This is a genomic window from Aliterella atlantica CENA595, assembly GCF_000952155.1.
Lineage (GTDB): Bacteria > Cyanobacteriota > Cyanobacteriia > Cyanobacteriales > Chroococcidiopsidaceae > Aliterella > Aliterella atlantica.
This window is the reverse complement of record NZ_JYON01000032.1, coordinates 1-22,713: the sequence shown is the minus strand read 5'-3', so window position 1 is coordinate 22,713 and position 22,713 is coordinate 1. Positions and strand designations below refer to the sequence as shown.

22 protein-coding genes and 1 pseudogene are annotated in these 22,713 nt (G+C 42.3%); 12 read left to right on the top strand and 11 right to left on the bottom strand.

Features of this window, described 5'->3' with window-relative positions; all coding sequences use genetic code 11:
* Nucleotides 1-119 precede the first annotated feature (119 nt).
* Entirely contained in the window at nucleotides 120-1,385 is a 1,266-nt protein-coding gene (locus tag UH38_RS21305; RefSeq protein WP_082065471.1) for an HhoA/HhoB/HtrA family serine endopeptidase, read from the top strand.
* Here UH38_RS21305 and UH38_RS21300 read toward each other — a convergent pair.
* The 3 genes from UH38_RS21300 to UH38_RS21290 form a co-directional block, all read right to left on the bottom strand.
* The gene (locus UH38_RS21300; RefSeq protein WP_045056709.1) at nucleotides 1,379-2,122 is read right to left on the bottom strand and encodes a TIGR03943 family putative permease subunit; all 744 of its coding nucleotides are present in this window, start codon (nucleotides 2,120-2,122) and stop codon (nucleotides 1,379-1,381) included. The genes UH38_RS21305 and UH38_RS21300 overlap by 7 nt on opposite strands.
* A gap of 73 nt (nucleotides 2,123-2,195) precedes the next feature.
* Nucleotides 2,196-3,239 (bottom strand): permease, encoded by a 1,044-nt coding sequence (locus UH38_RS21295; protein WP_045056708.1) that lies wholly within the window; start codon nucleotides 3,237-3,239, stop codon nucleotides 2,196-2,198.
* 96 nt (nucleotides 3,240-3,335) lie between these two features.
* Nucleotides 3,336-3,917, bottom strand: coding sequence for a L,D-transpeptidase (locus UH38_RS21290; protein ID WP_045056707.1), 582 nt, complete (start codon nucleotides 3,915-3,917; stop codon nucleotides 3,336-3,338).
* Between the two features lie 276 nt (nucleotides 3,918-4,193).
* On the opposite strand from UH38_RS21290, the gene UH38_RS21285 reads away from it, so the two are divergent.
* The 4 genes from UH38_RS21285 (at nucleotide 4,194) to UH38_RS21270 (ending at nucleotide 6,213) form a co-directional block, all read left to right on the top strand.
* Nucleotides 4,194-4,895 (top strand): superantigen-like protein SSL4, encoded by a 702-nt coding sequence (locus UH38_RS21285; RefSeq protein ID WP_045056706.1) that lies wholly within the window; start codon nucleotides 4,194-4,196, stop codon nucleotides 4,893-4,895.
* 159 nt (nucleotides 4,896-5,054) lie between these two features.
* Nucleotides 5,055-5,615, top strand: coding sequence for an RNA 2'-phosphotransferase (locus UH38_RS21280; RefSeq protein WP_045056705.1), 561 nt, complete (start codon nucleotides 5,055-5,057; stop codon nucleotides 5,613-5,615).
* Nucleotides 5,616-5,663: 48 nt separating this feature from the next.
* Nucleotides 5,664-5,888, top strand: a complete 225-nt coding sequence (locus UH38_RS21275; RefSeq protein WP_045056704.1) for a ribbon-helix-helix domain-containing protein — start codon at nucleotides 5,664-5,666, stop codon at nucleotides 5,886-5,888.
* Nucleotides 5,875-6,213, top strand: a complete 339-nt coding sequence (locus UH38_RS21270) for a type II toxin-antitoxin system PemK/MazF family toxin (RefSeq protein WP_045056703.1) — start codon at nucleotides 5,875-5,877, stop codon at nucleotides 6,211-6,213. The genes UH38_RS21275 and UH38_RS21270 overlap by 14 nt, the downstream gene beginning before the upstream one ends.
* A gap of 208 nt (nucleotides 6,214-6,421) precedes the next feature.
* On the opposite strand, the gene UH38_RS21265 is transcribed toward UH38_RS21270, so the two are convergent.
* Nucleotides 6,422-7,657 (bottom strand): lipid-A-disaccharide synthase-related protein, encoded by a 1,236-nt coding sequence (locus UH38_RS21265; protein WP_045056702.1) that lies wholly within the window; start codon nucleotides 7,655-7,657, stop codon nucleotides 6,422-6,424.
* Between the two features lie 165 nt (nucleotides 7,658-7,822).
* On the opposite strand from UH38_RS21265, the gene UH38_RS21260 reads away from it, so the two are divergent.
* The 3 genes from UH38_RS21260 (at nucleotide 7,823) to UH38_RS21250 (ending at nucleotide 13,508) form a co-directional block, all read left to right on the top strand.
* On the top strand, nucleotides 7,823-9,700 hold the full coding sequence (locus tag UH38_RS21260) for a BamA/OMP85 family outer membrane protein (RefSeq protein ID WP_045056701.1): 1,878 nt from the start codon (nucleotides 7,823-7,825) through the stop codon (nucleotides 9,698-9,700).
* A 108-nt stretch (nucleotides 9,701-9,808) separates the two neighbouring features.
* Complete coding sequence (locus UH38_RS21255; RefSeq protein WP_072044965.1) at nucleotides 9,809-11,329, top strand: serine/threonine protein kinase; 1,521 nt, start codon at nucleotides 9,809-9,811, stop codon at nucleotides 11,327-11,329.
* 25 nt (nucleotides 11,330-11,354) lie between these two features.
* Nucleotides 11,355-13,508: a Tex family protein gene (locus tag UH38_RS21250; protein ID WP_045056700.1), complete on the top strand. Its 2,154-nt coding sequence runs from the start codon at nucleotides 11,355-11,357 to the stop codon at nucleotides 13,506-13,508.
* A 70-nt stretch (nucleotides 13,509-13,578) separates the two neighbouring features.
* On the opposite strand, the gene UH38_RS21245 is transcribed toward UH38_RS21250, so the two are convergent.
* From UH38_RS21245 to UH38_RS21235, 3 genes are all read right to left on the bottom strand, one after another.
* Nucleotides 13,579-14,775 (bottom strand): NAD(P)/FAD-dependent oxidoreductase, encoded by a 1,197-nt coding sequence (locus UH38_RS21245; RefSeq protein ID WP_045056739.1) that lies wholly within the window; start codon nucleotides 14,773-14,775, stop codon nucleotides 13,579-13,581.
* A 268-nt stretch (nucleotides 14,776-15,043) separates the two neighbouring features.
* On the bottom strand, nucleotides 15,044-15,547 hold the full coding sequence (locus UH38_RS21240) for a GNAT family N-acetyltransferase (protein WP_045056699.1): 504 nt from the start codon (nucleotides 15,545-15,547) through the stop codon (nucleotides 15,044-15,046).
* Nucleotides 15,522-15,821, bottom strand: coding sequence for a type II toxin-antitoxin system TacA family antitoxin (locus UH38_RS21235; protein WP_045056698.1), 300 nt, complete (start codon nucleotides 15,819-15,821; stop codon nucleotides 15,522-15,524). The genes UH38_RS21240 and UH38_RS21235 overlap by 26 nt, the downstream gene beginning before the upstream one ends.
* Nucleotides 15,822-15,981: 160 nt before the next feature.
* On the opposite strand from UH38_RS21235, the gene UH38_RS26465 reads away from it, so the two are divergent.
* The gene (locus UH38_RS26465; protein WP_144405738.1) at nucleotides 15,982-16,191 is read left to right on the top strand and encodes a hypothetical protein; all 210 of its coding nucleotides are present in this window, start codon (nucleotides 15,982-15,984) and stop codon (nucleotides 16,189-16,191) included.
* 70 nt (nucleotides 16,192-16,261) lie between these two features.
* Here UH38_RS26465 and UH38_RS21230 read toward each other — a convergent pair whose 3' ends face one another.
* The gene (locus UH38_RS21230) at nucleotides 16,262-17,872 is read right to left on the bottom strand and encodes a DUF655 domain-containing protein (RefSeq protein ID WP_045056697.1); all 1,611 of its coding nucleotides are present in this window, start codon (nucleotides 17,870-17,872) and stop codon (nucleotides 16,262-16,264) included.
* Nucleotides 17,873-18,013: 141 nt separating this feature from the next.
* On the opposite strand from UH38_RS21230, the gene UH38_RS21225 reads away from it, so the two are divergent.
* Nucleotides 18,014-19,198 (top strand): cysteine desulfurase family protein, encoded by a 1,185-nt coding sequence (locus UH38_RS21225; protein ID WP_045056696.1) that lies wholly within the window; start codon nucleotides 18,014-18,016, stop codon nucleotides 19,196-19,198.
* Complete coding sequence (locus UH38_RS21220) at nucleotides 19,191-19,922, top strand: DUF1995 family protein (RefSeq protein WP_045056695.1); 732 nt, start codon at nucleotides 19,191-19,193, stop codon at nucleotides 19,920-19,922. Before UH38_RS21225 ends, UH38_RS21220 begins: the two co-directional genes overlap by 8 nt.
* Here the strand turns inward: UH38_RS21220 and UH38_RS21215 are convergent.
* On the bottom strand, nucleotides 19,919-20,983 hold the full coding sequence (locus UH38_RS21215; RefSeq protein WP_045056694.1) for a S66 peptidase family protein: 1,065 nt from the start codon (nucleotides 20,981-20,983) through the stop codon (nucleotides 19,919-19,921). The genes UH38_RS21220 and UH38_RS21215 overlap by 4 nt on opposite strands.
* Before the next feature lie 206 nt (nucleotides 20,984-21,189).
* Nucleotides 21,190-21,336, bottom strand: coding sequence for a 2OG-Fe(II) oxygenase family protein (locus UH38_RS27475; RefSeq protein ID WP_200892559.1), 147 nt, complete (start codon nucleotides 21,334-21,336; stop codon nucleotides 21,190-21,192).
* Nucleotides 21,337-21,693: 357 nt separating this feature from the next.
* Between UH38_RS27475 and UH38_RS21210 the strand changes: the two genes are divergently transcribed.
* On the top strand, nucleotides 21,694-22,437 hold the full coding sequence (locus UH38_RS21210; protein WP_045056693.1) for an MHYT domain-containing protein: 744 nt from the start codon (nucleotides 21,694-21,696) through the stop codon (nucleotides 22,435-22,437).
* Nucleotides 22,438-22,601: 164 nt separating this feature from the next.
* Here UH38_RS21210 and UH38_RS28350 read toward each other — a convergent pair.
* Nucleotides 22,602-22,713: pseudogene (locus UH38_RS28350) on the bottom strand (IS982 family transposase); the annotation flags it as partial.

Genomic DNA, 22,713 nt, shown 5'->3' with positions numbered 1-22,713 from the left:
CAATACAATACGGAACCGGACTAAGTATTTTTATACTTGTATGCTTATAAGTAGCTGCTAACTCATTAACAGAGCATATTACTACCCACCAACTTAATTTGATAGAGAAAAAAAGACAGATGAGGACAAGCGATCGCAATTTTCCGCTCCCAAACCAGGCTGTAAGTATTTTGAAGAACCATAACAGCCAGAAAAATAACTCTAGAATTGGCAAATCCCATCGGCAAGTAATATACCTGTTTGCTGGATTAGCAATGTCATTAGGTGGATGCTCGTTACCTCAAAGTCGTCAAAATCCAGCATCACCTCAGCCTTTAAGTATTTCTCCACAAAGCGATCGCACCGCAGCAATTCCCGCCAATCCTACCGATCCTAACTTTGTAGTTGCCGCTGTGCAAAAAGTAGGACCTGCGGTAGTGAGAATTAATGCCGCTAGAACTGTTAGCAGTCAAATACCTGATGAATTTGACGATCCGGTAATGCGGCGATTTTTCGGTTCTGCGCCACCTGCAAGGCGCGTAGAGCGCGGTACTGGCTCTGGCTTTATTATCAATGCCAATGGGCAAATTCTCACCAATTCCCACGTCGTAAATGGCGCGGATACAGTTAGCGTTACTCTCAAAGATGGGCGGGATTTTCGGGGGGAAGTAGTAGGGGAAGATCCAGTTACAGACGTGGCTGTAATAAAAATTGACGCGAGCGAGCTACCAGTTGTCCCTATTGGCAACTCCAGCGTGCTGCAACCTGGAGAATGGGTAATTGCGATCGGCAATCCTTTAGGTTTAGATAATACAGTCACAGCAGGCATTATTAGCGCCACAGACCGTTCTAGCAGTGCTATTGGCGTTGCAGATAAGCGTGTCGGCTTTATTCAAACAGATACAGCAATCAATCCTGGTAACTCTGGCGGACCGTTATTAAATGCTCGTGGCGAAGTTATCGGCATGAATACAGCCATTATTAGCGGCGCTCAAGGTTTGGGTTTTGCTATTCCCATTAATACAGTCCAAGGAATTGCCCAACAGTTAATTACCAAAGGCAAAGTAGATCATTCCTATTTAGGCGTGCAGATGGTAACGCTCACACCAGAAATTAGGGAACAATTAGAAGTAGAATCGCGCGGTCGTATTCGCGTAGCTGCTAACCAAGGAATTTTATTGACTCGGATTGTCCCTAATTCGCCAGCAGACGATGCAGGCTTGCAAGCAGGAGATGTAATTCAATCGATTAACAACAGTCCTGTAACCAAAACAGAACAAGTACAGCAGCTAGTAGAACGCGCTGCAGTAGGCAGTCAACTGCAACTAACTATTCAACGCGGTCAAAAGTCGTCGCAAGTAGCTGTGACCCTAGAATCATTACCTGCACAACAACGCGATCAATAATCGTAAGGATTCTTCGGCTGTGGAATAGGTTTGAGAGAATTTGCTTGAATTGTTAATTGGCGCTTGTTTTGCAAGTTCTCTGTAATCATTGTCCCTTCCACTTCTAACCAAGCATCGGGCGGGTATGCCTGACGGTTTTGGCTAAGTTTAACTGGCAATCCTACCGGATATGCATCAGCTGCACAGCAAGTAATTACAAACCGCGACAGCAAAATATAATCCTGCGGTAGTTCTGAAGGATGGATTGCAAAGCCTTGAACCTTGACTTTTTGCCCAGTATATGCGTCAGGTTCGGGGTAAACATTGAGAGTACGTACCCAGTCGATAAGACTGCGTTCTTCAGGGCGGACTGAGGCGCGAAAAGCTTGAGGTTGAGATCGCGTTGACTGCAAAAAATCAGTTACGCCGCGTTGCAGCGCAGTTTCGCTAGCAAATACGCGGGGTGTCACTGTCAAACCTAAAATTGCTGTTGCTAGCAGTAAAGCGCTACTTAAACCAGGTGGAAATAAAGTTACGTGCTGGGGATCGGGTATGGTAGTACGCCGACGCAATAATTCCAACGCCTTTAAGCTGCTAACAATTGTTAACCCAATACCCCCAGCAATTACCAGCCAAAAGTAATCGCGGTGAATGAGTAAGTTCAATTTGCCAGTATGCCAGTATTTCAGCATCAAAATACCCCAAGCGGCGATCGCCAGTACATCGAGCCAAGGTAGTAGTTTAGTTTTCAGTTTCATAAAAGGTAATCAAACAATGTAGAGACGTAGCACTGCTACGTCTAACCGCCAGAACGAACAATAAGCCAGATTTTCAAATAACGTACAAATTGACAATTAAAGTAAATAAAAACGTTAATTGTGCAGCTAAAGCAAACAAGTAGAATATAGCTTTAGGTTTGAATATAGATAGCATCAAACCTACACCCTTGAGATCGATCATCGGTCCAAAAACCAAAAAAGCTAACAAAGAACCGCTAGTAAAAGTAGAAGCAAAAGAAAGAGCGAAAAAAGAATCTACAGTAGAACAAATCGATACAACTGCCGCCAGTACCATCATGGCAACAATTGATGTAATTGGACTACCACCCAAACCAAGGATAAACTCACGCGGGACAGCAACTTGAATAAAAGCAGCGATCGCGCTACCAATTACTAATACAGCCCCTAATTCGCGCAATTCCTGAACTGTGTTGTCTAACAATAGACGCAACTTATAAGTTAGAGGTTTAGCAGGAGAAGTTGCAGCTAAATCTGCTTGCAGTACCGTAGCATCCATGCGTACAGGTTGACCAGCACCAGCGAGTAAATACGTTCCTGACTGCAATAAAGTTGGTAGAGAATCTTCTTTTTCTGGTAGAGATGCTTTTGGTTCGGGCTTGACTTGGCTTGCTTTCCAACTTCTTGAGGTCGCAGGTTGTAAGATTTGGCTTAAGTCAGCTTGAGCGCTAAATACCCATCCGACAATAGTTGCGATCGCTAAAGAAAATATCACGCGCAGAACGACAATTTCTGGCTGATCGCGAAAAGCCGTCCAAGTTGCCCAAATTACAATCGGGTTAATTGTTGGTGCTGCTAGTAAAAATCCTACTGCTACTGGTGCTGGTACGCCCTGCATTAGCAACCGTCTCGCTACAGGTACGTTACCGCATTCGCACACCGGAAATAAAAAACCAATAGAACTACCCATTAATGCCCCTAGTAACGGGTTTTTAGGCATTTTCGCCATCAATTGGCGTTCGTCGACAAATAACAGGAGCAAACCAGAGAACAAAACCCCCAGTAGCAAAAATGGCATTGCCTCAACGAGCAAGCTTAAAAAGAGAGTAAAAGCATTGTTCAGTTGTTGTTGATTCATGCGTTTTGCACGTCAAGAGCGTTTTCGCGAATGTCTGCCAAGACATTTTAGACTAAAAAGGTTAAAGGCGAAGAAGGGACAAGGGGGTTAGGGGGATCACGGCGTTACAGTTACGGGCGTACCAATATCTACCTGAGCGTATAAAGATAAAATGTCTTTATTTCGCATCCGCACGCAACCATGTGAAACTGCTTGTCCTATGAGCTTTTCTTGCGGAGTACCATGAAACCCGATAAAGTTTTTTCCATCTGTCCAAAACCCGATCCATCTTGCTCCTAAAGGATTATCTGCACCAGGAGGAATTATTTTACCCGTCCAGGGATGTTGCCAGGAAGGATCGCGTTGCATTTCTATAACTTTGTATTTGCCTACTGGTGTCTCCCAACCAGCTTTACCGATAGCAACTGGATAACTTGTTGCTAGTATATTGTCCCGATATAAATAAACGCGGCGATCGCTCAACTTAAGGACTAAATTTGTTGTCTGCGTGATATTTGTAGGTGGCTGCTGCTGATAAATAGGTATATTTTGGGCAGGTGCAATCTCTGGAGTCAAATTGTTTTGTGGAGCGATCGTTTGAGCAATTTTCTCGGCAGCAGTTTGTGTTTGCATACCCAAAACTAACGCCAGCGCGTACAGTGGTACTAAACTTCTAAGTAGCAAATTAGATTTCACCATGCTCTTTTTCCTTACCGTTTCTAGATAATAAATACTCTATCCAAACTTTTTTGTTTTTATCCTATTTAATATCTATATAGCTATTTTGCAAATTTAAAATTCAACTGCATATTACATATAAAGAAGTTAAGAAGATATATATATAGATAGATTTAGTATTTTGTATTTAACGTTACAGTTAGCGGAGCAGATAACTACATCAAAAAGATAGTTAATACGAAAATCTATTGATAGCTGTAGTTATAAAATTGGTGTCAAAGTGAGGGTTTAGTGAGTATGCGTCAAATCAAGCTAATGACTGGGACAATGCTTTTAGTATTGACCTCTACATTAACAATCAATTCCGCAAATGCACAGCAATCTCCAGCAGGCAATTCGGACGGAATTCACAGCCAAATGAATATGGATGCAGGTCAATCTCCAAGTCAAACACCTACGCAGTCCGTACCAACTACCGCTCCAACGAATACCCAAGTTGCGCCAGGTCAAACACCTACGCAGTCCGTACCAACTACTCCAACAAATACCCAAGTTGCTCCTAGTCAAACTCAAACCGCGCCTGGAAACACTGTAGCAGGAACTATTACAAACATTAACGGGCAAATAGTTACAGTTGAGAAGGCAGACGGTACAACCCAGAGAATGACTGTTTCAAGAGCCGATATCCAGCGGTTGAATCTACAACAAGGTATGCAGGTTACAGCAACCTTAAATGCTCAATCAGTAGCTTCAAATATCACTGTAGCTCAATCAAATTCAACTACTGGCGCTGAGGCGACAAGCCAAACAGGTACAACAACAACTGGCGAAACTACCAGCCAAACAGGTACAAGTCCAACTACTACTGGTACTGAAGCAACAACTCAAACAGGTACAAGTCCAACTACTACTGGTACTGAAGCAACAACTCAAGACAATGATGATACTGAAGAAGCTCAAGCTACTCCAGCAAATCGTCCTGTGAGAGCGCTTTGGTAAATTAGTTAACACACAGCTTGCAATTGATAGATGATGCTGTTTTTAGAAATGGCATCGTTTTTCATGTGTGTAAACACGCGAGCGCTCTTTAACCGCACCAACTTTATATTTTCCTATGCTAAATTGGCAATCTCTGATTTTTTTCCATAGAGTCGCCAAGTGAATAATTCGCAATTAGTCAAAATCAGTAGATATCTCAGCAAGCACCTACGCCATCAACCCGATCGTTTAGGTATTACACTATTACCTGGTGGCTGGGTTGCTGTAGAAGAATTATTAGCAGCTTGTAAAAAGAATGCTTTTCCTATCAGTTGGACGCAATTAGAGGAAGTAGTTGCAAAAAACGATAAACAACGCTTCTCCTTTGACTCTACAGGTACGTTAATCCGCGCCAATCAAGGACATAGCGTAGAAGTAGATTTGCAACTAGAACCTGTTATTCCTCCAGATGTGCTTTATCACGGTACAGGTGCAAGTGCAATTGCAGCAATTATGCAAACAGGCTTGTGTAAAATGTCTCGCCATCACGTCCATTTATCTCAGGATACAGCGATCGCTCGTAATGTGGGTGCAAGACACGGTAAGCCAGTAGTATTAGCTGTAAATGCTGCTGCTATGCACCAAGCTAGTTATACTTTCTACTGTTCTGATAATGGTGTTTGGCTAGTCGATAGCGTTCCGCCAGAGTACATCGAATTGCAGTCTCAGCAATTGATTTAAGTGCTAAAATACTATTATTCCTACTTTTAGTATTCCGTCATATAACTAATGCAGGTAGATAAAATATCAGTATCTTTACCTCAACATCTAGTCAAGTTTATTGAAAACTATAAAGACACTTATAACTGCAAATCGCGCTCTCAAGTAGTTGAAGTAGCCTTACATTTGCTTCAAGAAAAAGAATTAGAGATAGCCTACAGCGAAGCGAATCAAGAAATAGATCCAGATTGGGATGTAACTATTGCTGATGGACTTAGAGATGAAGCGTGGTGATATTTACTATGCCAATCTTAGCCCAGCGCTAGGCTCAGAGACAGATAAGCGTCGCCCTGTTCTAATTATCAGTAACAATGCTAACAATCGTGCTGCCGATACTGTAACGATTTTGCCGATTACATCTAATGTTATTCGTGTTTACCCGTTTGAAGTTTTTCTCGAACCAAATGGTACAGGGTTGTCTAAACCATCAAAAGTCCAAGCTCAACAAATTCGGACGATTTCTAAGCAAAGGTTAGATAAAAATAAGTTAGGAACTTTGAGTTCAGAAACGATGCAATTAGTCAAAGCAGCTTTAATTTTACACTTAGCACTAGAGTAAAAGGCGAGCGCTAATCTTTTCAAAATATTACAGCGCAGGGAATTACCTTGCCTGCAAACAATTTGCAAGTAACAATTGATACATTAACTGCAATGAGTTGATAGATCGCGTTCAAAATTTTGCATCAATTGACGAAATACCTATTAGGTAATGGTTTAATAGCGATCGCAACTGCATTGTTAGTAACCTCAGTCCTACAGCCAACCACCTAATTAGCACCAAATTGCTCGATCAAACGCTCCGCAATCCTCTGGGCTGCTCCTGGTGCGCCCATGCGCCTGTAACCATTGGCGGCAATTTGCGCTAGACGATCGCTATCTACTAATAAAGATTTAATCGCTTCTCCTGCTTGCTGTGGCTGCTGCAATAATATGACAGACGAACCTAAAAGACGGCTTTGGGCTTCAGCAAAATTATAAGTAAATTGAGGACCTTTGCCAGGAATTAAAATTGCAGGTTTACCTAAGCCTACAAATTGTTCTGTTGCTGTTCCTGCCATCGCGATCGCAATGTCTGCCAAATGCAAGCAATCGTTATAAGCTTTTTGTGTCAATACTATAGATGCATTTTTGTAATTAAATGTCAAGTCTTTTGACAGACAAAAGCCAGCACTAACAAGCATTTGACATAAAGGTTCCGTACTTACTCCAGGAGCGATCGCACCGAGAAATTGTAAGGAGCGATCGCTAAAAGTTTCACTTAAATTAACTACAGCTTGTAAAATTTGTTGCCAATTAGCGTATGCTTCGGGAGTTCTAGAACCAGGTAGAAGCAGAATAGTTAAAGATGGTTGATGAGGTAATTGTAGCGATCGCGTCGGTTCTAATCGATCCATCATGGGATTACCCAAGTCAAAAACCGGAATAGACCATTTTTGCAAATTCTTGGCTGTCAGCGAGTCTCTAGGAAAAACAGCTTTGCAACGAGGATGAAACATTAGCCAGCGATAAAAAGGATGGTAAACAGACTCAGATAAACCTAAGCACCGATCTAAGATAGAGGGTTTTGCCAGCATTTTCACATCATCGCGGATGTAGTATTCTGATTGTGCTGTACCGACAAAGGCATAATCAACACCACTCCACCAAGCGAACAATAACGGCACAATGTCCCCTACAGCTAAAACTACCCCACCTTGTTTTAGCCAGGTGCGTAATGCTTTAGTTTGAGTCAAAGTTAATTGGAGTAAACCACCTTGCAAATCTCGCATCAATTGTCGCCCACTCATGTAGATGAACCCACCAGAAGGCATCACTTGCACCGAACCAACTATGGGAATACCCGCAGTAATATATGCCCTACCTTCGCCAACTATCGGTAAAGCAGCAATATCTAAATCGACTGAGCATTGCTGTAATTCCTGCAAAATCCGCACAGCAATGATATCCTCTCCATGACCATTACTGAGGCAAAGTAACCGAAATTTAGAGGCAAGGTGGGACATTGGCAGCAAATATTAATAAGGAACCAGAAGTGAAAAACTTAACTAACCAGTGTCTTAGGTAGTGGCAGTGAAGCGATCGGGTGATAGGGAAAAATATAGTAGCTGAAAATGGTATCTGACAACCCTGTTTGAAAACTTAACTCTATAAATAGACACATTAACTTTATGCGTGTTTCTTCTACAGCGATTTGGACTTTGGCAGCGATTGTAACCTTTGATTTAAGCTGGGTAGAAATATCTGCAGCGCAAAACCTTCCTACCATTCCTCAAATTACAGCACAAGAACAAACACCACAAAGCGATCGCTCTACTGATGTATTTGTTTTAACTACAGACGTACAAATTGTAGGCGCAAGCGAGGAGTTAGCAGCACTCATCCGCGATACCATCAAAACTCGCGCTGGAGAAGATACAAGCGATCGCCAATTGCAAGCAGACGTACAAGCAATTTTAGCTACTGGCTTGTTCGCAAATGCACGAGTAAATACTACCAGCAATCCAGCCGGAATAAATGTAGGCTATGAAGTAGAACCGATAGTAATTCAATCTCTCCAACTTGCTAACGCCCAAGTTTTGACTCCAGAGGTAGCGACAAAGCTATTTCAGCCGCAGTTAGGCAACGCAATTAGTCCATCTGCTATTAGCCAAAGCGCAGACAAGATTAAGCAATGGTACATAAGAAATGGTTATATAGCAGCAAAAGTAATATCAGTAAGTCCCAGCCCTGAAGGAATATTAACTATAGACGTTTCTGAAGGAATTGTAAATAGCGTTAGTTTTCGCTTTTTAAATAGAGATGGTAAGCCAACTAACGATCGCGGCGAACCAATTTTAGGACGTACCAAGCAAGAGTTTTTGCGCCGCGAAGTGAAAATCCAACCAGGAGATGTATTGAGCGATCGCGCTATAGAAGAAGACTTGCGTCAATTGTATCGTACAGGACTATTTAGAACTGTTAACGTAGTTTTGCAAAACGCTCCAAATCAAGTTGATGTGATTTACGATTTGACTGAAAAACCAACGCGCAATATTGGCGGTGGCGGGGGTTATGACGATGACACGGGAATATATGTCGAACTTGACTATCAAGACTTTAACTTTGGCGGTATCAACGATTCTGTAGGTATAGACGTACAAGCTAGTCGCCGCGAATTACAATTTGCAACCAATTTTACCAGTCCTTATCGAGCCAGCGAACCAAACCGACTAGGCTATCAAATTACCGCTTTTCGGCGGCGCGGTACATCACAGACATTCGATGGCATTATCGATTTAGCCAACGGTAGCAACCCCCGTGAAGGACGATTTGGCGGCGGGATTAGCGTACAGCGCCCGATAAATGATTGGCAAGCTTCATTAGGATTTAACTATACCCGCGTTAGTATTCGCGATCGCGATGGCAATATTTCGCCAACCGATGAGTTAGGCAATCCCCTATCATTTAGCGGTACGGGCATTGACGATATATTAGCTTTATCATTTAGCGCCACCAAAGACGATCGCAACGATCCCAAAAATCCCACCCAAGGATCGGTAATTAGTTTTAGCACCGAACAATCGATTCCGTTTGGTGAAGGTAATATTGCCATGAATAGATTGCAGGCAAACTATATTCAGTACATACCAGTAGAAATTTTAGGTACAAGCGATCGCGAAGTATTAGCTTTCAATCTCCAAGGCGGTACGACAATTGGAGATTTGCCACCTTATCAAGCATTTAACTTGGGCGGGCTTAATTCAGTACGGGCTTATGGTGAGGGTGAAGTTGGCAGCGGTCGTTCTTATGTACTAGCATCAGCAGAATATCGCTTTCCTATTTTTCGCCCTGTAGGCGGCGTAATTTTTGCTGACTTTGCTTCAGACTTAGGTTCAGGCGATACAGTATTAGGCGAACCTGCGGTAGTTCGCAGCAAACCTGGTTCTGGTTTTTCTTATGGCGCAGGCTTGCGTATAGAGTCGCCCATTGGACTATTACGGGCTGACTTTGGCATCAACAATCGCGGCGAAAGTCAAGTTCAATTCGGTATTGGACAAAGATTTTAAAATAATGCATTGCGCCTACATCTTTCACGGAACATATTACGCCCTGTTTGACGACAAGAAAGTTAGAATGCAAAGAGTTTCAAGGACAATATTCATCCTTTAGATGACATGATAGCTGGTAAAACATTGCAGGGCGGCAAATATACCCTAGAACAAGAATTAGGGCGCGGTGGTTTTGGCATTACATTTAAAGCCACTCATCACTATCTCAATCAGATAGTAGTAATTAAAACCCTCAATGAATCGCTACGCCTAGATCCGCAGTTTGCCAAGTTTCAAAACCAATTTCAAGGCGAAGCAAGAAGGCTAGCTGCTTGCGTTCATCCGAATATTGTGCGGGTAAGCGACTTCTTTGTTGAAGACGGTTTGCCCTATATGGTAATGGATTATATTCCTGGAGAAACATTAGATCTCGTTGTATTTCCCGATCGCCCTTTACCTGAAACCAAGGCAATTCACTACATCCGCCAAATTGGGGCAGCATTGCAAGTAGTACACCAAAATAACTTGCTACATCGAGATGTTAAACCGCAAAATATTATTCTCCGTCAGGGTACAGACGAAGTAGTATTAATAGATTTTGGCATTGCGCGGGAATTTACCCCAGGTTCGACGCAGACACATACAGGTATGGTATCTGAAGGCTACGCACCTATAGAACAATATCTCTACCAAGCGCCCCGCACGCCTGCAACCGACGTTTATGGGTTAGCAGCAACTTTGTATGCCTTACTCACAGCGCGAGTTCCTGTAGCGGCAAGTTTGCGCGATCGCATTCCTATGCCAGCCCCTATCGATATTCAACCGCAACTTAGTAAAGCTACCAATCAAGCTGTAATGCGCGGTATGGCTGTAGAAGCACGTTTTCGCCCTGCTACGATTGGCGAGTGGCTGGCACTTTTACCTACTGCATCTATGCATCTAGCCACGCAAACAGTTAAAACTATTCCTTTAATTCCCCAGCATCAACAAAAAGTAGTTGCAACGCCTAATTCTCCACCACCAACTATAGTTTCACCCAAAAAGCGCTCTTCCCCTGGCTTGTTGATTGGTGGCGGTATAGCCCTAGCTGCGATCGCTGGTATTGCCTTTAGCAGCGTTTCCTCTTACTTACAAAGGCAATCTAGCGACGATGTACCAGTTATCCAGCCTTCTCCTATAGCTAGTCCACCAGTAACAACTTCGCCGCCTGTAGTAGAATCTAGTCCTACAGTAGAACCTGCAATTTCTAACTCACAACGTCGCCTGCTGCGGCGATTGCGTCGCCGCGCTGCTACAACTCCATCTCCTAGCGTTTCTCCCACACCTGTAGAAGCGTCGCCAACCCCCAGCGTTTCACCTTCTCCAACTTTGAGGGATAAATTACGTGCAGTGCGTCAATCGCAAGAATCACCGCTTCCGTCTCCTTCTCCAACTACCGATCCTTCTACTAATCAAGCGCCTACAGTTGTAGTTCCTACAGAGGAAGTTCCCGCTTCTCCAGAGGTAGTACCCGCCCCCAGTAACAGCATTCAAGAAAATGATGAAAGCGACGATTCAAGCCAGCAAAATATAGATGACGATCGCCAAGGGAAGCAAAATAGAGAAGACGAAAAGCAAAAACAGCGTGGTAAAGATAAAAAAGATTAGTTAGATTTTGCCTCGAATCAAAATTATGGTAGATATTGCTAAATTTTTAGCTCAAGAACTTACACTCAAACCCTCTCAAGTTAGTAACGCTTTAGAACTTCTAGCTGAAGGTGCAACAATTCCATTTATTGCCCGTTACCGCAAAGAACGCACTGGAGAAATGAATGAAATCCAGTTGCGCGAACTATCAGACAGGTTTACTTACCTCAGCGAACTAGAAGAACGCAAAAACGCAATCTTAAATGCGATCGCAGAACTTGGCAAACTTACTGACGATCTTAAGTCAAAAATTACCGCTTGCTTGCAGAAAAACGAACTTGAAGACCTTTATCTACCCTACAAGCCTAAAAAACGTACCAAAGCAACAATTGCTAAAGAAAAAGGCTTGCAGCCTCTAGCAGATTTTATCAAATCTTTAAATACAAAAGCGTCAATTGATGCATCTTTAGAAACAGAAGCAGCAAAATATATTTCTGAAGAAAAAGCTGTGAAAACAGCAGCAGATGCGCTTAAAGGTGCGGCTGATATTTTAGCTGAAGAAGTAGCAGAAAAAGCTAACTTACGCGCATATTTAAGAGATTATTTAATGCAAAACGGTGTATTTACTTCACAAATTAAGAAGGAGCATCCAGAAGGTAGCACCAAATTTGAAATGTATCGCGATTATAGAGTCAAAGTCAAAGGTATTGCTCCGCACAATATGCTAGCTTTACTACGGGGAGAAAACGAGAAAGTTTTAAATTTAGAACTTACTTTCGATGAACTAGAAGTATTAGCCTACTTAGAATCGCAAGAAATAAAAACTAAAGTTAGAGCTATCCGAAACTTTTATCAAGCAATGCTCAAAGATGCCTTTAACCGCTTGATGAAAACATCTTTGACTAGCGAAGTAATTGGCGATCGCAAAAACTACGCCGACATTGAATCAATCAAAACATTTGAGACTAATTTACGAGAATTATTGCTATCATCTCCAGCGGGAATGAAGCCAACTTTAGCTATAGATCCAGGTTTCAGAACTGGTTGTAAAACTTCTGTAATTGATAATACAGGCAAATTTTTAGAATATCAAACTATATTCCCTCATACTGGTAGTCACCAACGCATTCAAGCCGCACAAACAATCGAGAAATTAATTAAAAAGTACAATATAGAACTAATAGCAATTGGTAACGGTACAGCGGGAAGAGAGACAGATGAATTTGCAAGTGAAGTCATCAAAACCTTAGAACGCAAACCAGTTAAAGTAATGGTAAACGAATCAGGGGCATCAATTTATTCAGCAAGTGAAGTGGCGATCGCCGAATTTCCCGATCTAGATATTACAGTACGCGGCGCTATTAGTATCGGTCGCCGTTTGCAAGATCCACTAGCAGAACTTGTCAAAATTGACCCTAAATCTATCGGTGTAGGACAATATCAGCATGATGTCGATCAAAAGCTACTCAAGCAAAAGTTAGACGAAACTGTAGAAAGCTGCGTTAACTACGTAGGGGTAAACCTTAATACAGCCTCCAAAGAACTGCTATCCTTTGTTTCTGGGATTACACCAACAATTGCTAAAAATATTATTACTTATCGAGATAGCAACGGTGCATTTAGCGATCGCAAACAACTATTAAAAGTCGCCAAACTAGGACAAAAAACATTTGAACAGTCAGCCGGATTCCTGCGAATTAGCAGCGGAAAGAACCCTTTAGACAATACCGCAGTGCATCCAGAAAGTTACGGAGTAGTAAAAGCGATCGCTAAAGACTTAAATCTACCCTTGACTCAGATATCCCAAGCGAGTCAAAAGCTAAAGTCAGTAGATTTAAAAAAATACGTAACCGACATAGTAGGCGAACCCACATTACGCGATATTATCAGCGAACTAGAAAAACCAGGTAGAGATCCAAGAGCAGAATTTAAATACGCCACCTTCAAAGAAGGAATCAAAGAAATAGGCGACTTAAAAGTAGGCATGGAACTAGAAGGAATTATTACTAACGTCGCTAACTTTGGTGCATTTGTAGATATCGGCGTGCATCAAGACGGATTAGTACATATCTCCCAAATCGCCAATCAATTTGTGGACGATCCTAAAAAGTTCGTCAAAGTAGGGCAAGTTGTAAAAGTGCGAGTATTAGAAGTAAAAGAGAATTTAAAGCGCATTAGTTTGTCAATGCGATCGCCTTAATTATCTCCTATTGCAACACCGCACAATTCTTCATCTGCGTTCATCCGCGTCCATCTGCGTTCGCTATTTCTTAATCCTTCAGCGCATCCACAATAGGCGCAGTCAGCCAATTGAAACCAACCTTCAATTGATGCTCTAATGTAGGCATACGATACAAATAAGCCAGACGACGAGCAACATAGGCTAAAGGACCATCTAACTTTACCCCTAAACCTGTAAAAGTTGCATTGTTTGTCCCCAAAGTCATCATTTCCCCCAAATGCTGATAGCGAAACGGTAACAAAGGACGATTAGTCAACGAAGCCCAAATATTCCAACCAACATAATCAGCCTGCTGGAAGGCTGCTTGAGCAGTGATTGGTACTTGTTGACCATCTGCATCAACGCAATCAGCCAAATCGCCTAGAGCATATATTTCTGGGCGGTCAACTAACTGTAGAGTTGGGGTAGTAGTCAGCGAACCGCGTTGATTTTGCTTGACAGGAAGACTTTGTACTACCGGATTTACCCTTGTGCCTACAGTCCAAATTACCAAATTTACTGGAATAGTATCTACTTGATTTTTGTATTCTAAAGCGATCGCATCTGCTGTAATAGACTCTACTTTAGTCTCCAAATCAACCCATACACTCCGCTTTTCTAAAGCATTATTCGCGGCATTACGGTTAAATTCTGGCGACGTGCGTAAAATTTGGTCAGATAGTTCAACTAATCGCAATCTACCTCGTTCTTGCAACCGATCTGCTAGCTTGCAAGCAAGTTCTACACCGCTGTACCCACCACCAACAATTGCTACACGAATTTTGTCAGCATCAGATTCTTCTAACAGCCTTAACCTTTCTTCCAAGCGGTAAGCATCTGTAATCGAACGAAACGGAAAAGCGTAAGATGTAGCCCCAGGAACCATATCTAGAGGAGTTTCGCCGCCTAAAGCCAGTACCAAGCGGTCATAAGGAATTTCTGGACCATCTTGTAAGCGGACTCTTTGCTCGTCGATATCGATATCAGCTACCCTACCTTGATAGAAGCGAACGCCAGTACCAGCAAGGACTTCCACAAACGGCGGGGCAATTTCCCAAGTTTGTAATTCGCCTGTCAGCAGTTCGTACAAAAGCGGAGAAAATAAAAAGCGATCGCTTTTATCCACCAAAACAATTTCTGGTTTTTGCGCTTCTTCCCAGGGTAATTGACTAAGGCGCAGTGCAGTATAGAGACCGCCAAAGCCTCCACCAAGAATACATATACGTGCTGGTTGCTGGGTTGTCATAGGTCTAAGCAAGTGCTGGGTATCTTCTTTCAGGATAGCAAGGCATTTCATTGACGAGCGATCGCGCCCGCTAATTTTATGCTCACCATTGCAACAATCGTGGATCTTCATCTGCGTTTATCTGCGTGCATCTGCGTTCAAGTAAAAATCGATTGTGCAAAAAAGACAAAATTACCCATAATCCAATAAATAGGAACGCTAAGAACGTTATTTAGTCGTAGCGTGCGTTGCGGATAACGCACCCACAAGATTAGCAAGCGCACTATTTTCAACTTGGTTCTATAATCTGGGCGATAGTCTGCAAAGGTAAAAACATTTCTAGAGGCGTATCTTTCAAGCTAATAAAACCATAGCGCTCGTAATACGCTTTAGCTGCATTATCTTTGGCATCAACAAACAACCCAACAATTCCTGCATTATTTGCAACTACTACAGCACGTTGCATCGCTTCAATCATCAATATCGATCCTATTCCTTGCCGTTGCATTGATTTGGCTACAGCCAATCTTGCTAGTTTTACCCCAGAAATGAGAGATGGATATTTTTTAGCAAATTTTGGTGGTAACTTCTCAGTGCGAACTTCGCATAATGATAAACTAAAAAATGCTAAGACATTTTCTGATTGCTCTGTATCTACAAGCACAAATGTACGAGAAAGCCCTTTTTGAATATGCTGTCGCGCTGTCTGCTTGAAGAATTGATTTAACGCTTCATTACCACAGTCAAAGCTATCCCTGTCGTGCAGTTTATCTAGTAGTTGAATTACTCTCACTAAAGTATTGTTTGTGTTTCAAAGCTGCTGCTTTTAGGAGTTCGTTGGGTGCTGGGGGATTTTCTATCAAATTAAAAACTGTCTCAGCATCCCTTGCTGATAAGGTAATTATCCTCTCTGCTTCTAAAACTCTATGAGCTTCCTTAAGCGCTGCCTGTACTATAAATTGATTTATAGTCGCTCCTGATAACTCTGCTGCCTCTTGTAGAGTAGCTTGCACGCGCGGCGTAACTCTAGCTGTAATTCGCGTCTCTTTTTTGACGCTATCAACCATATCTACCTCCTGTTTGCTATATATCAATTTTAATATTATGGTGACATTTTGCCACCATCTATAGAAATGCACTCACAAGATTAGCAATCGCACTACTCTAATCAAAAGCTATTTTAAATCTAGACTTACAATTGTTCGTTAGAAAAGATATTTTTTATTTATGAATAGGATAGAAAGACTGTCTTTTACTTCAGCAAGTGAGCAAAGAGGTGCTAGGATTACAGTTGCGATGCAGGCAGAAGATTTAGCACTCTTTTACTCTCTTCTAAAAAAATGGAAACCTTCTGGTGAGGTAGAAGTTATCCTTAAGCAAGTATTGCTTAAAGATATTTGTGAAGCACTAAGTGTAGATGATGCGTTTATACCTTGATATAAGAGCAGCTATAGTAGGGTGCGTTGTCATGCAACGCACCCACAAGATTAGCGATCGCACTAAGTTATTACCAGGTGACGCGATCGCCAATTTTCTGCAACAATTTATCACCAACTCCTGGAACTCTATCCAAGTCTGACAATGAGGTAAAGGGTTTTTGCTGACGCGCTTGAATTATCCGCTGCGCTAGTTTTTCTCCTACACCTGGTAAAGCCGCAAGTTCTGCTTCAGTTGCGGTATTGAGGTTCACTTGTACTGCTGGTTGCGGGCTAACAGTAGTTTGAATGCTAGGACATTGTTTTTGTGCTTTCTCAATCTTCTGTTGCAGGCTATCTGGTAAGCCTAGTTGAGCGTTGCTATACAGCCGCTCAAATTCTTGCTTGTAATGAGCAGCAACAATTGGACTATGAATAACTAACAGCGCCTCGTCATTGCTATGATTAGCTGCTTGCGACCAATTGTGAGAACCTGCGATCGCAATTTGCTTATCTACAACAGCAAACTTGTGGTGTAGCAAATCGCCTTTAACTAATAAAGGTACGCCAACAGTGGCGATCGCATTTTGCCAGGGACGGTTATCTGCTTCATACTTGCATTTATTAGCGAGGCTGACTCCCATCATGTCTAAAGCCTCGCTATATGGTCTATAGATAAAATCTGGATCGATTAAAGCGCGAATCTGTACGCCGCTATCATGCTCTGATGCCAAAATATTAGCAAGGCGCTGTTCGGAAAATACAAACAAAGCCATATCTACAGATTGAGTAGAAGAATTTAAGGTTTTACCGATTAAGCCGTTAGTGCTTTGACTCCAAGGTAAAGTCGCAGAATTAGGAGAAAATTGCACGTCAACAGCTATATTACCTACTTGTAGTTGCCTAGCAGGGCGAACAGGCTTTTGGATGCCAAATTTACTATCAGGTAATTTGCCTACACCATCGCCCCACATCGAGTTAAATTCATCAGTAAATAAACTTGCAAGTTCAAGGCTATCAATTTGCAATAAGTTATTAGCATTGCCCGTACTTTGGGGATTGGTAATGTCGCCGTGAATATCTGAGCTAGTAAAATTGGCTGAAGTAACGATTAAAGTGCGATTATCAACAACAACAAATTTATGATGCATCAAATTGCTACCAGCCGAACCGTCTGCTGTATCGTCAATTAAAGGCACTTTGGCTTGACGAAGAATTAGAACTGCATCCCCTTGGCTAATTTCCTCGGTACTAAGTTCGCCGTCTCGATTTAAGTCGCTTAGTTGCCTTAATTCTGCATATCTTAAGCGATCGCGCGGTGCTAATTTATCTAACTCAGTCGCAGTAAGTTCGCTCCAAGGACGATTATAAGTATTTTCTAAAATTACTCTAACTTTTACCCCAGCTTGCTGCTTTTCTACCAAGGCGCGAGCAATTCTAGGTAGACGTAATTCTTGCACTGCTACATCTACAGTAAACTTGGCAGCAGAAATCGCATCAACGATCTTTTGTTCTAAGTCGTCTCCCAATCTTTGCTGCTGGCGAAGTGGAGCTTGATATTTTGAGGACTCAGTATGATTGAAGTAAACTTGAATTAAAGGATCTTGAGGTAAGGGCAGCGGATGCTGTGAAGCAGGTAATCCTTGACAAGCAACTAGAAAAATAGATATCGAAGCATAAAAATAGCGCTTAACAAACTGCATATAAAGAGCGATCGCCTACTATATATAGAATTCCCAATTTTTGCCTTGCGATCGCCACAATAAAATCTCCTAAAAAAATGTCTATTTCCTCAACAGCGTTCTAAAGTGAAAGAAGCAGCCCCGATAACTGTTTAGGATCTGATGCAAATTTATCTCGACTACAGTGCAACAACACCGCCGCGCCCAGAAGCGATCGCTGCTATGCAAGCGGTTTTCACTTCTTCTTGGGGCAATCCCTCTAGCTTGCATGAATGGGGAGGACGGGCGGCAACTGTGTTAGAACAAGCAAGGATGCAAGTCGCAGCCTTTTTAAATGCAGCCGATCCAGAATCAATTATCTTTACTTCTGGTGGTACTGAAGCAGATAATTTAGCAATTATGGGTGTTGCTCGTAGTTACACTACGCCCCAACATATCATTATTTCTAGCGTAGAGCATTCTGCCATTACTGAACCTGCCAAATTACTGCAACAATGGGGTTGGGATGTTACCTATTTGCCTGTAGATAGCAATGGGCGAGTCAATCCGCTAGACCTGCAAGCCGCACTGCGATCGAATACAGTTCTTGTCTCCATAATCTACGGACAAAGCGAAGTCGGAACAATTCAACCGATTGAAACTTTGGGCAATATAACTCGTTCTGCTGGGGCTTTATTTCATACCGATGCCGTACAAGTAGCGGGACGTTTGCCGATAGACGTGCAGAACTTACCTGTAGATTTACTTTCTCTTTCCAGTCACAAAATTTACGGACCTCAAGGTGCAGGTGCGCTGTACGTTCGTCCTGAAGTTAAATTAGTACCTTTATTGTGTGGCGGCGGACAAGAAATAAAATTACGTTCGGGAACGCAAGCCGTACCCACGATCGCCGGATTTGGCACAGCAGCACAATTAGCAGCCGAGGAAATGCCCGCAGAAACAGCAAGATTAATTGCTTTACGCGATCGCTTATTTGCCCACATGAGCGATTTACCTTATCTAATTTCTACAGGCGATCGCCTTGCTCGTTTGCCCCATCATGTCAGTTTTTACCTAAATAGCAAACAAATAACCGGAAAAACTATCGTGCGCCAGCTAAATTTAGCAGGAATCGGTATTAGTGCGGGTTCTGCCTGTCATAGTGGCAAACTTTCCCCTAGTCCTGTACTCTTAGCAATGGGATATTCTGACTTAGCGGCGTTAGCAGGTATTCGCCTAACTTTAGGGCGCGAAACTACCCAAGCCGATATAGATTGGACGGCAATGGTACTCAAGCAAGTAATAGAACGCTTAATCCCAACTCATACATCCAACTCACTTTTTACTCCTCATCTGTTACATGGCTGAAATTCCTCAATCCCTAACCGATGCGATCGCCCAATCTCGCGCTGCTACCCAAGCAGCTATTGCTGACGGCAAGTTGCGATTGCAAGTAGAAATCCGCTTAATCGAACTTAACCCGATGCCTGTTGCCGAACAGTTTTTAAGAGATGGTGACAGTTTTTCTAGTCAATTTAATAAGGTATTTTTCCCTGATGCGGGTGCGGCGGCTTTAGCGCGTCGAGACTGGGGCGATGTGCCATTTGAACTATTAGATATTAGTACCAAAAGATTGCTGGTAGAAGACCAAATTCAGCCAGATGATGAAGCTTTTTTATTTATTGCCCCCACAGCCCAAGAAGTAGTGCAACTAGAAAAGCTGTGTCAAGCCGCAGGCGAACATCGTCCGGTAGTATTGCTAAATCCTCGCTTAGAAGATGTCTCGATTGTCGGAATTGGTTATGCTGGTAGGCAATTGCGCGATCGCTTCCTCAACAATATTGAGTCTTGCTACTACTTACAACCCCTAGATGAAGCAACTTTATTTCGCTGCTATCCTTCTCCTTGGCAAGTTTGGCGCGAAACTGCTGAAGGCTATCAGCTAGTTACTGAATTAGAGAAAAAACCAGTAGGCGACGACTTAGATTTAATTTTGGCAGGGGGAAACAATACGGCAACTGATGCGCCCAAGCCCAAAAAGCAGAATATATTTGCTAGTATGCAAAGATTTATGCGGACTTTAACCCGCTAAACTACGGCAGACTCTAACATGGCGATCGCGCCTTTTGTGGCATCAATTTCAGCTTCTAAGCCGATAGGCAATGTCACTATATTTTCCAAGTGACCGATCGCTGCGCCATAAAAAGCAGGTATTTTTAAAGGCTGAATATGTCCCCAAACTACTTCTTCTAAAGTCAAAGAACCATAATCAGCATCCGGCATACATCCTGGACATTGCCCAAATACAAACCCTGCTAGCTTGTCTAATAATCCTGCAACTTTGAGATGAGTCATCAATCGATCTAAGCGATAGATATTCTCGCCTGTATCTTCTAAAAATAAAATTGCTCCTTCAAAGTTAGGTAGATAAGGAGAACCAACAATACCTGAAAGCACCGATAAATTACCACCGATTAATTTTCCTCTAGCTTTACCTGGTGTAATAGTTTGAATGCGATTTTTTACCTGCATCAAACGGTCGGCATCGTCGCCATCTTTGCTGTTAACATAAGTTACCCGTTCGCCATTAAATAGGACGCGGCGGAAATAATCGCTTTGAGTTGTGCGCCACGAACTGAAGCCATGAGGACCGTGAAAAGTTACTAATTGCGTCTGAGCGTTAATACCTAAAATTAGTGATGTTATATCGCTGAAACCGATAATAATTTTGGGATTTTGACGAATCGTTTGATAATTTAAGTACGGCAACACCCGACTGCATCCCCAACCGCCGCGAATTGGCAACAACGCCGCTATTTGTGGATCTTGAAAAAATTGGTTAATGTCTGCAGCGCGATCGCTATCTGTTCCTGCTAAATAGCCGTAGCGACTTCTTACGTGCGGCGCAAGCTTAGGTACAAGCCCTAACCCGCGTACGGCATCGATAACGATATTTAACTCCTCGCGGACGAATGTAGCGCTTGCAGGGCTAATAATGCCCACTACAGCACCAGCTTTTAACCGAGGTGGCTTGAGAATAGAGCGATCGCCTCTGGCGCTACGCCCTGCGTAATCGCTTGCTCTAGTTACCTTTAGCGGTAAAGTTAGGGTAGAAGCAGCAGTAATCTGGATAAATTGACGACGATTTAGCATTTAATGTCAGCACAGTTTCATTTCTCGATCCTAAAACGTGCTATTGCATATAAATATTAATTCTCGTGAAAGAACCAGCTAGTAAAAGCATATTTACATCCTGCAATCACTGGTAAAGATTGATGGGGATGCGTATAATAAGACTGAAAAAGTAAAACGCTACATTGCTAAGGTTTGACTTTAAGATTTTGGCGATCGAAATATATTTATCCGCCCGTAAAGTCATCATTGAAATAGCCAACAATACTAATATCTCTGGTCGGTACGCCTTGCGACGCTTCTTCTCTGCGGCTAGCTAAGAATAAGTTGTCAACATGAGGCTTATAAAATTCCCCTGGGAGATAGAGTAACATTGAACAAGTTTTAATTTGAGCAAATTTTATTTTATATATTTGATAAGGTTTAATCTCATACCTAGATTGTAAAATTACGGTCTTTGCTTACATAAAAGTTTTCCTGTGTTATCGCCTTTTGCAAGAGGTTTAATGTTTTCAAGCGTTCCAGGTTTAAAAATGGACGGTCAATCGTCGATAATTTAATAACATTAAATACTTTGTCTTCTATTAATAGAAAGCAGTTTATTTTCCCACTGTAGATTTACTGAAATAATTTATCCTTAGAGCTTGAGTAGAGAAACTTTCCGTAAAATTTCGCTTTAACACACAGCAGAGGAAGGTTAACTTTGTGGTGTCTTTTCTTAACTAATTGATATGCAAGCTACTTACAATCCCTATCTTGTTATTGTTTCAGCTTTAGTTGCTCTGCTTGCTTCGTACACAGCACTTGATATTGCTGGTCGAGTGGCAACAGCGCCAGCAATTGGGCGCAAAATGTGGTTGGTCTGGGGTGCAATCTCTATGGGAATAGGTATTTGGTCAATGCACTTCCTGGCGATGCTAGCCTTTTCCCTACCCGTATCTGTTAGCTACAATTTCTTACTTACAGTGATATCGCTGATAGCGGCTATTCTTGCCTCTGGCTTGGCACTTTCGCTCGTCACCCGCCCTAAAGTCGGTGTTTCTACTTTGCTCACAAGTGCCACTTTTATGGGTATTGGTATTGGCGTAATGCATTACGTCGGTATGGCTGCTATGGAAATGAGTGCAACAATTCGCTATAAACCAGTGTTTTTTGTGGCTTCTATCGTGCTGGCTGTTGTAGTATCAACAGTAGCTTTAGAGCTTTTTTTGAAATTTCGTCGGCAAACTCAGGAAATGAATAAAGCTCTACAGATGGTCAGCGCAATAGTAATGGGTTCGGGAATTTTAGCTTTGCATTATACTGGTATGGCAGCAGTACAGTTTGAGGCTAACTCTAGTATTGCTCCTGATGGTATGTCTTCTATTTCGCTGACGTTTTGGGTTGCCATATTTACATTTGCAATTCTTGGTGGAACTTTGTTGATTGCTGCTGATGCTGCTGCTAAAGCTGATGCTCGAAAATATCTCAGGTAAGTGCTAATGACGAATTGCCGCTTTGCGGCTTGACCAACTCAAAAATATTTCTCAAATCGAGCATTCTCACCATCGCAGTCCTATCGACTATGCTGTTGATGAGAAAAAATAAGCGACCTGCGAAACTTAGTTTTACAGGTCGCTAAATGTAACGTCAGTTCGGGTTAAGCAGAATAAAGCAAATTATGAATGGTAGCAATACCTGGCTTTTTGGGCTGATGGCAATAAGCAATCAATCCACAAAGAATGTTAACAAAGCAGTTGACTGGAGAACGA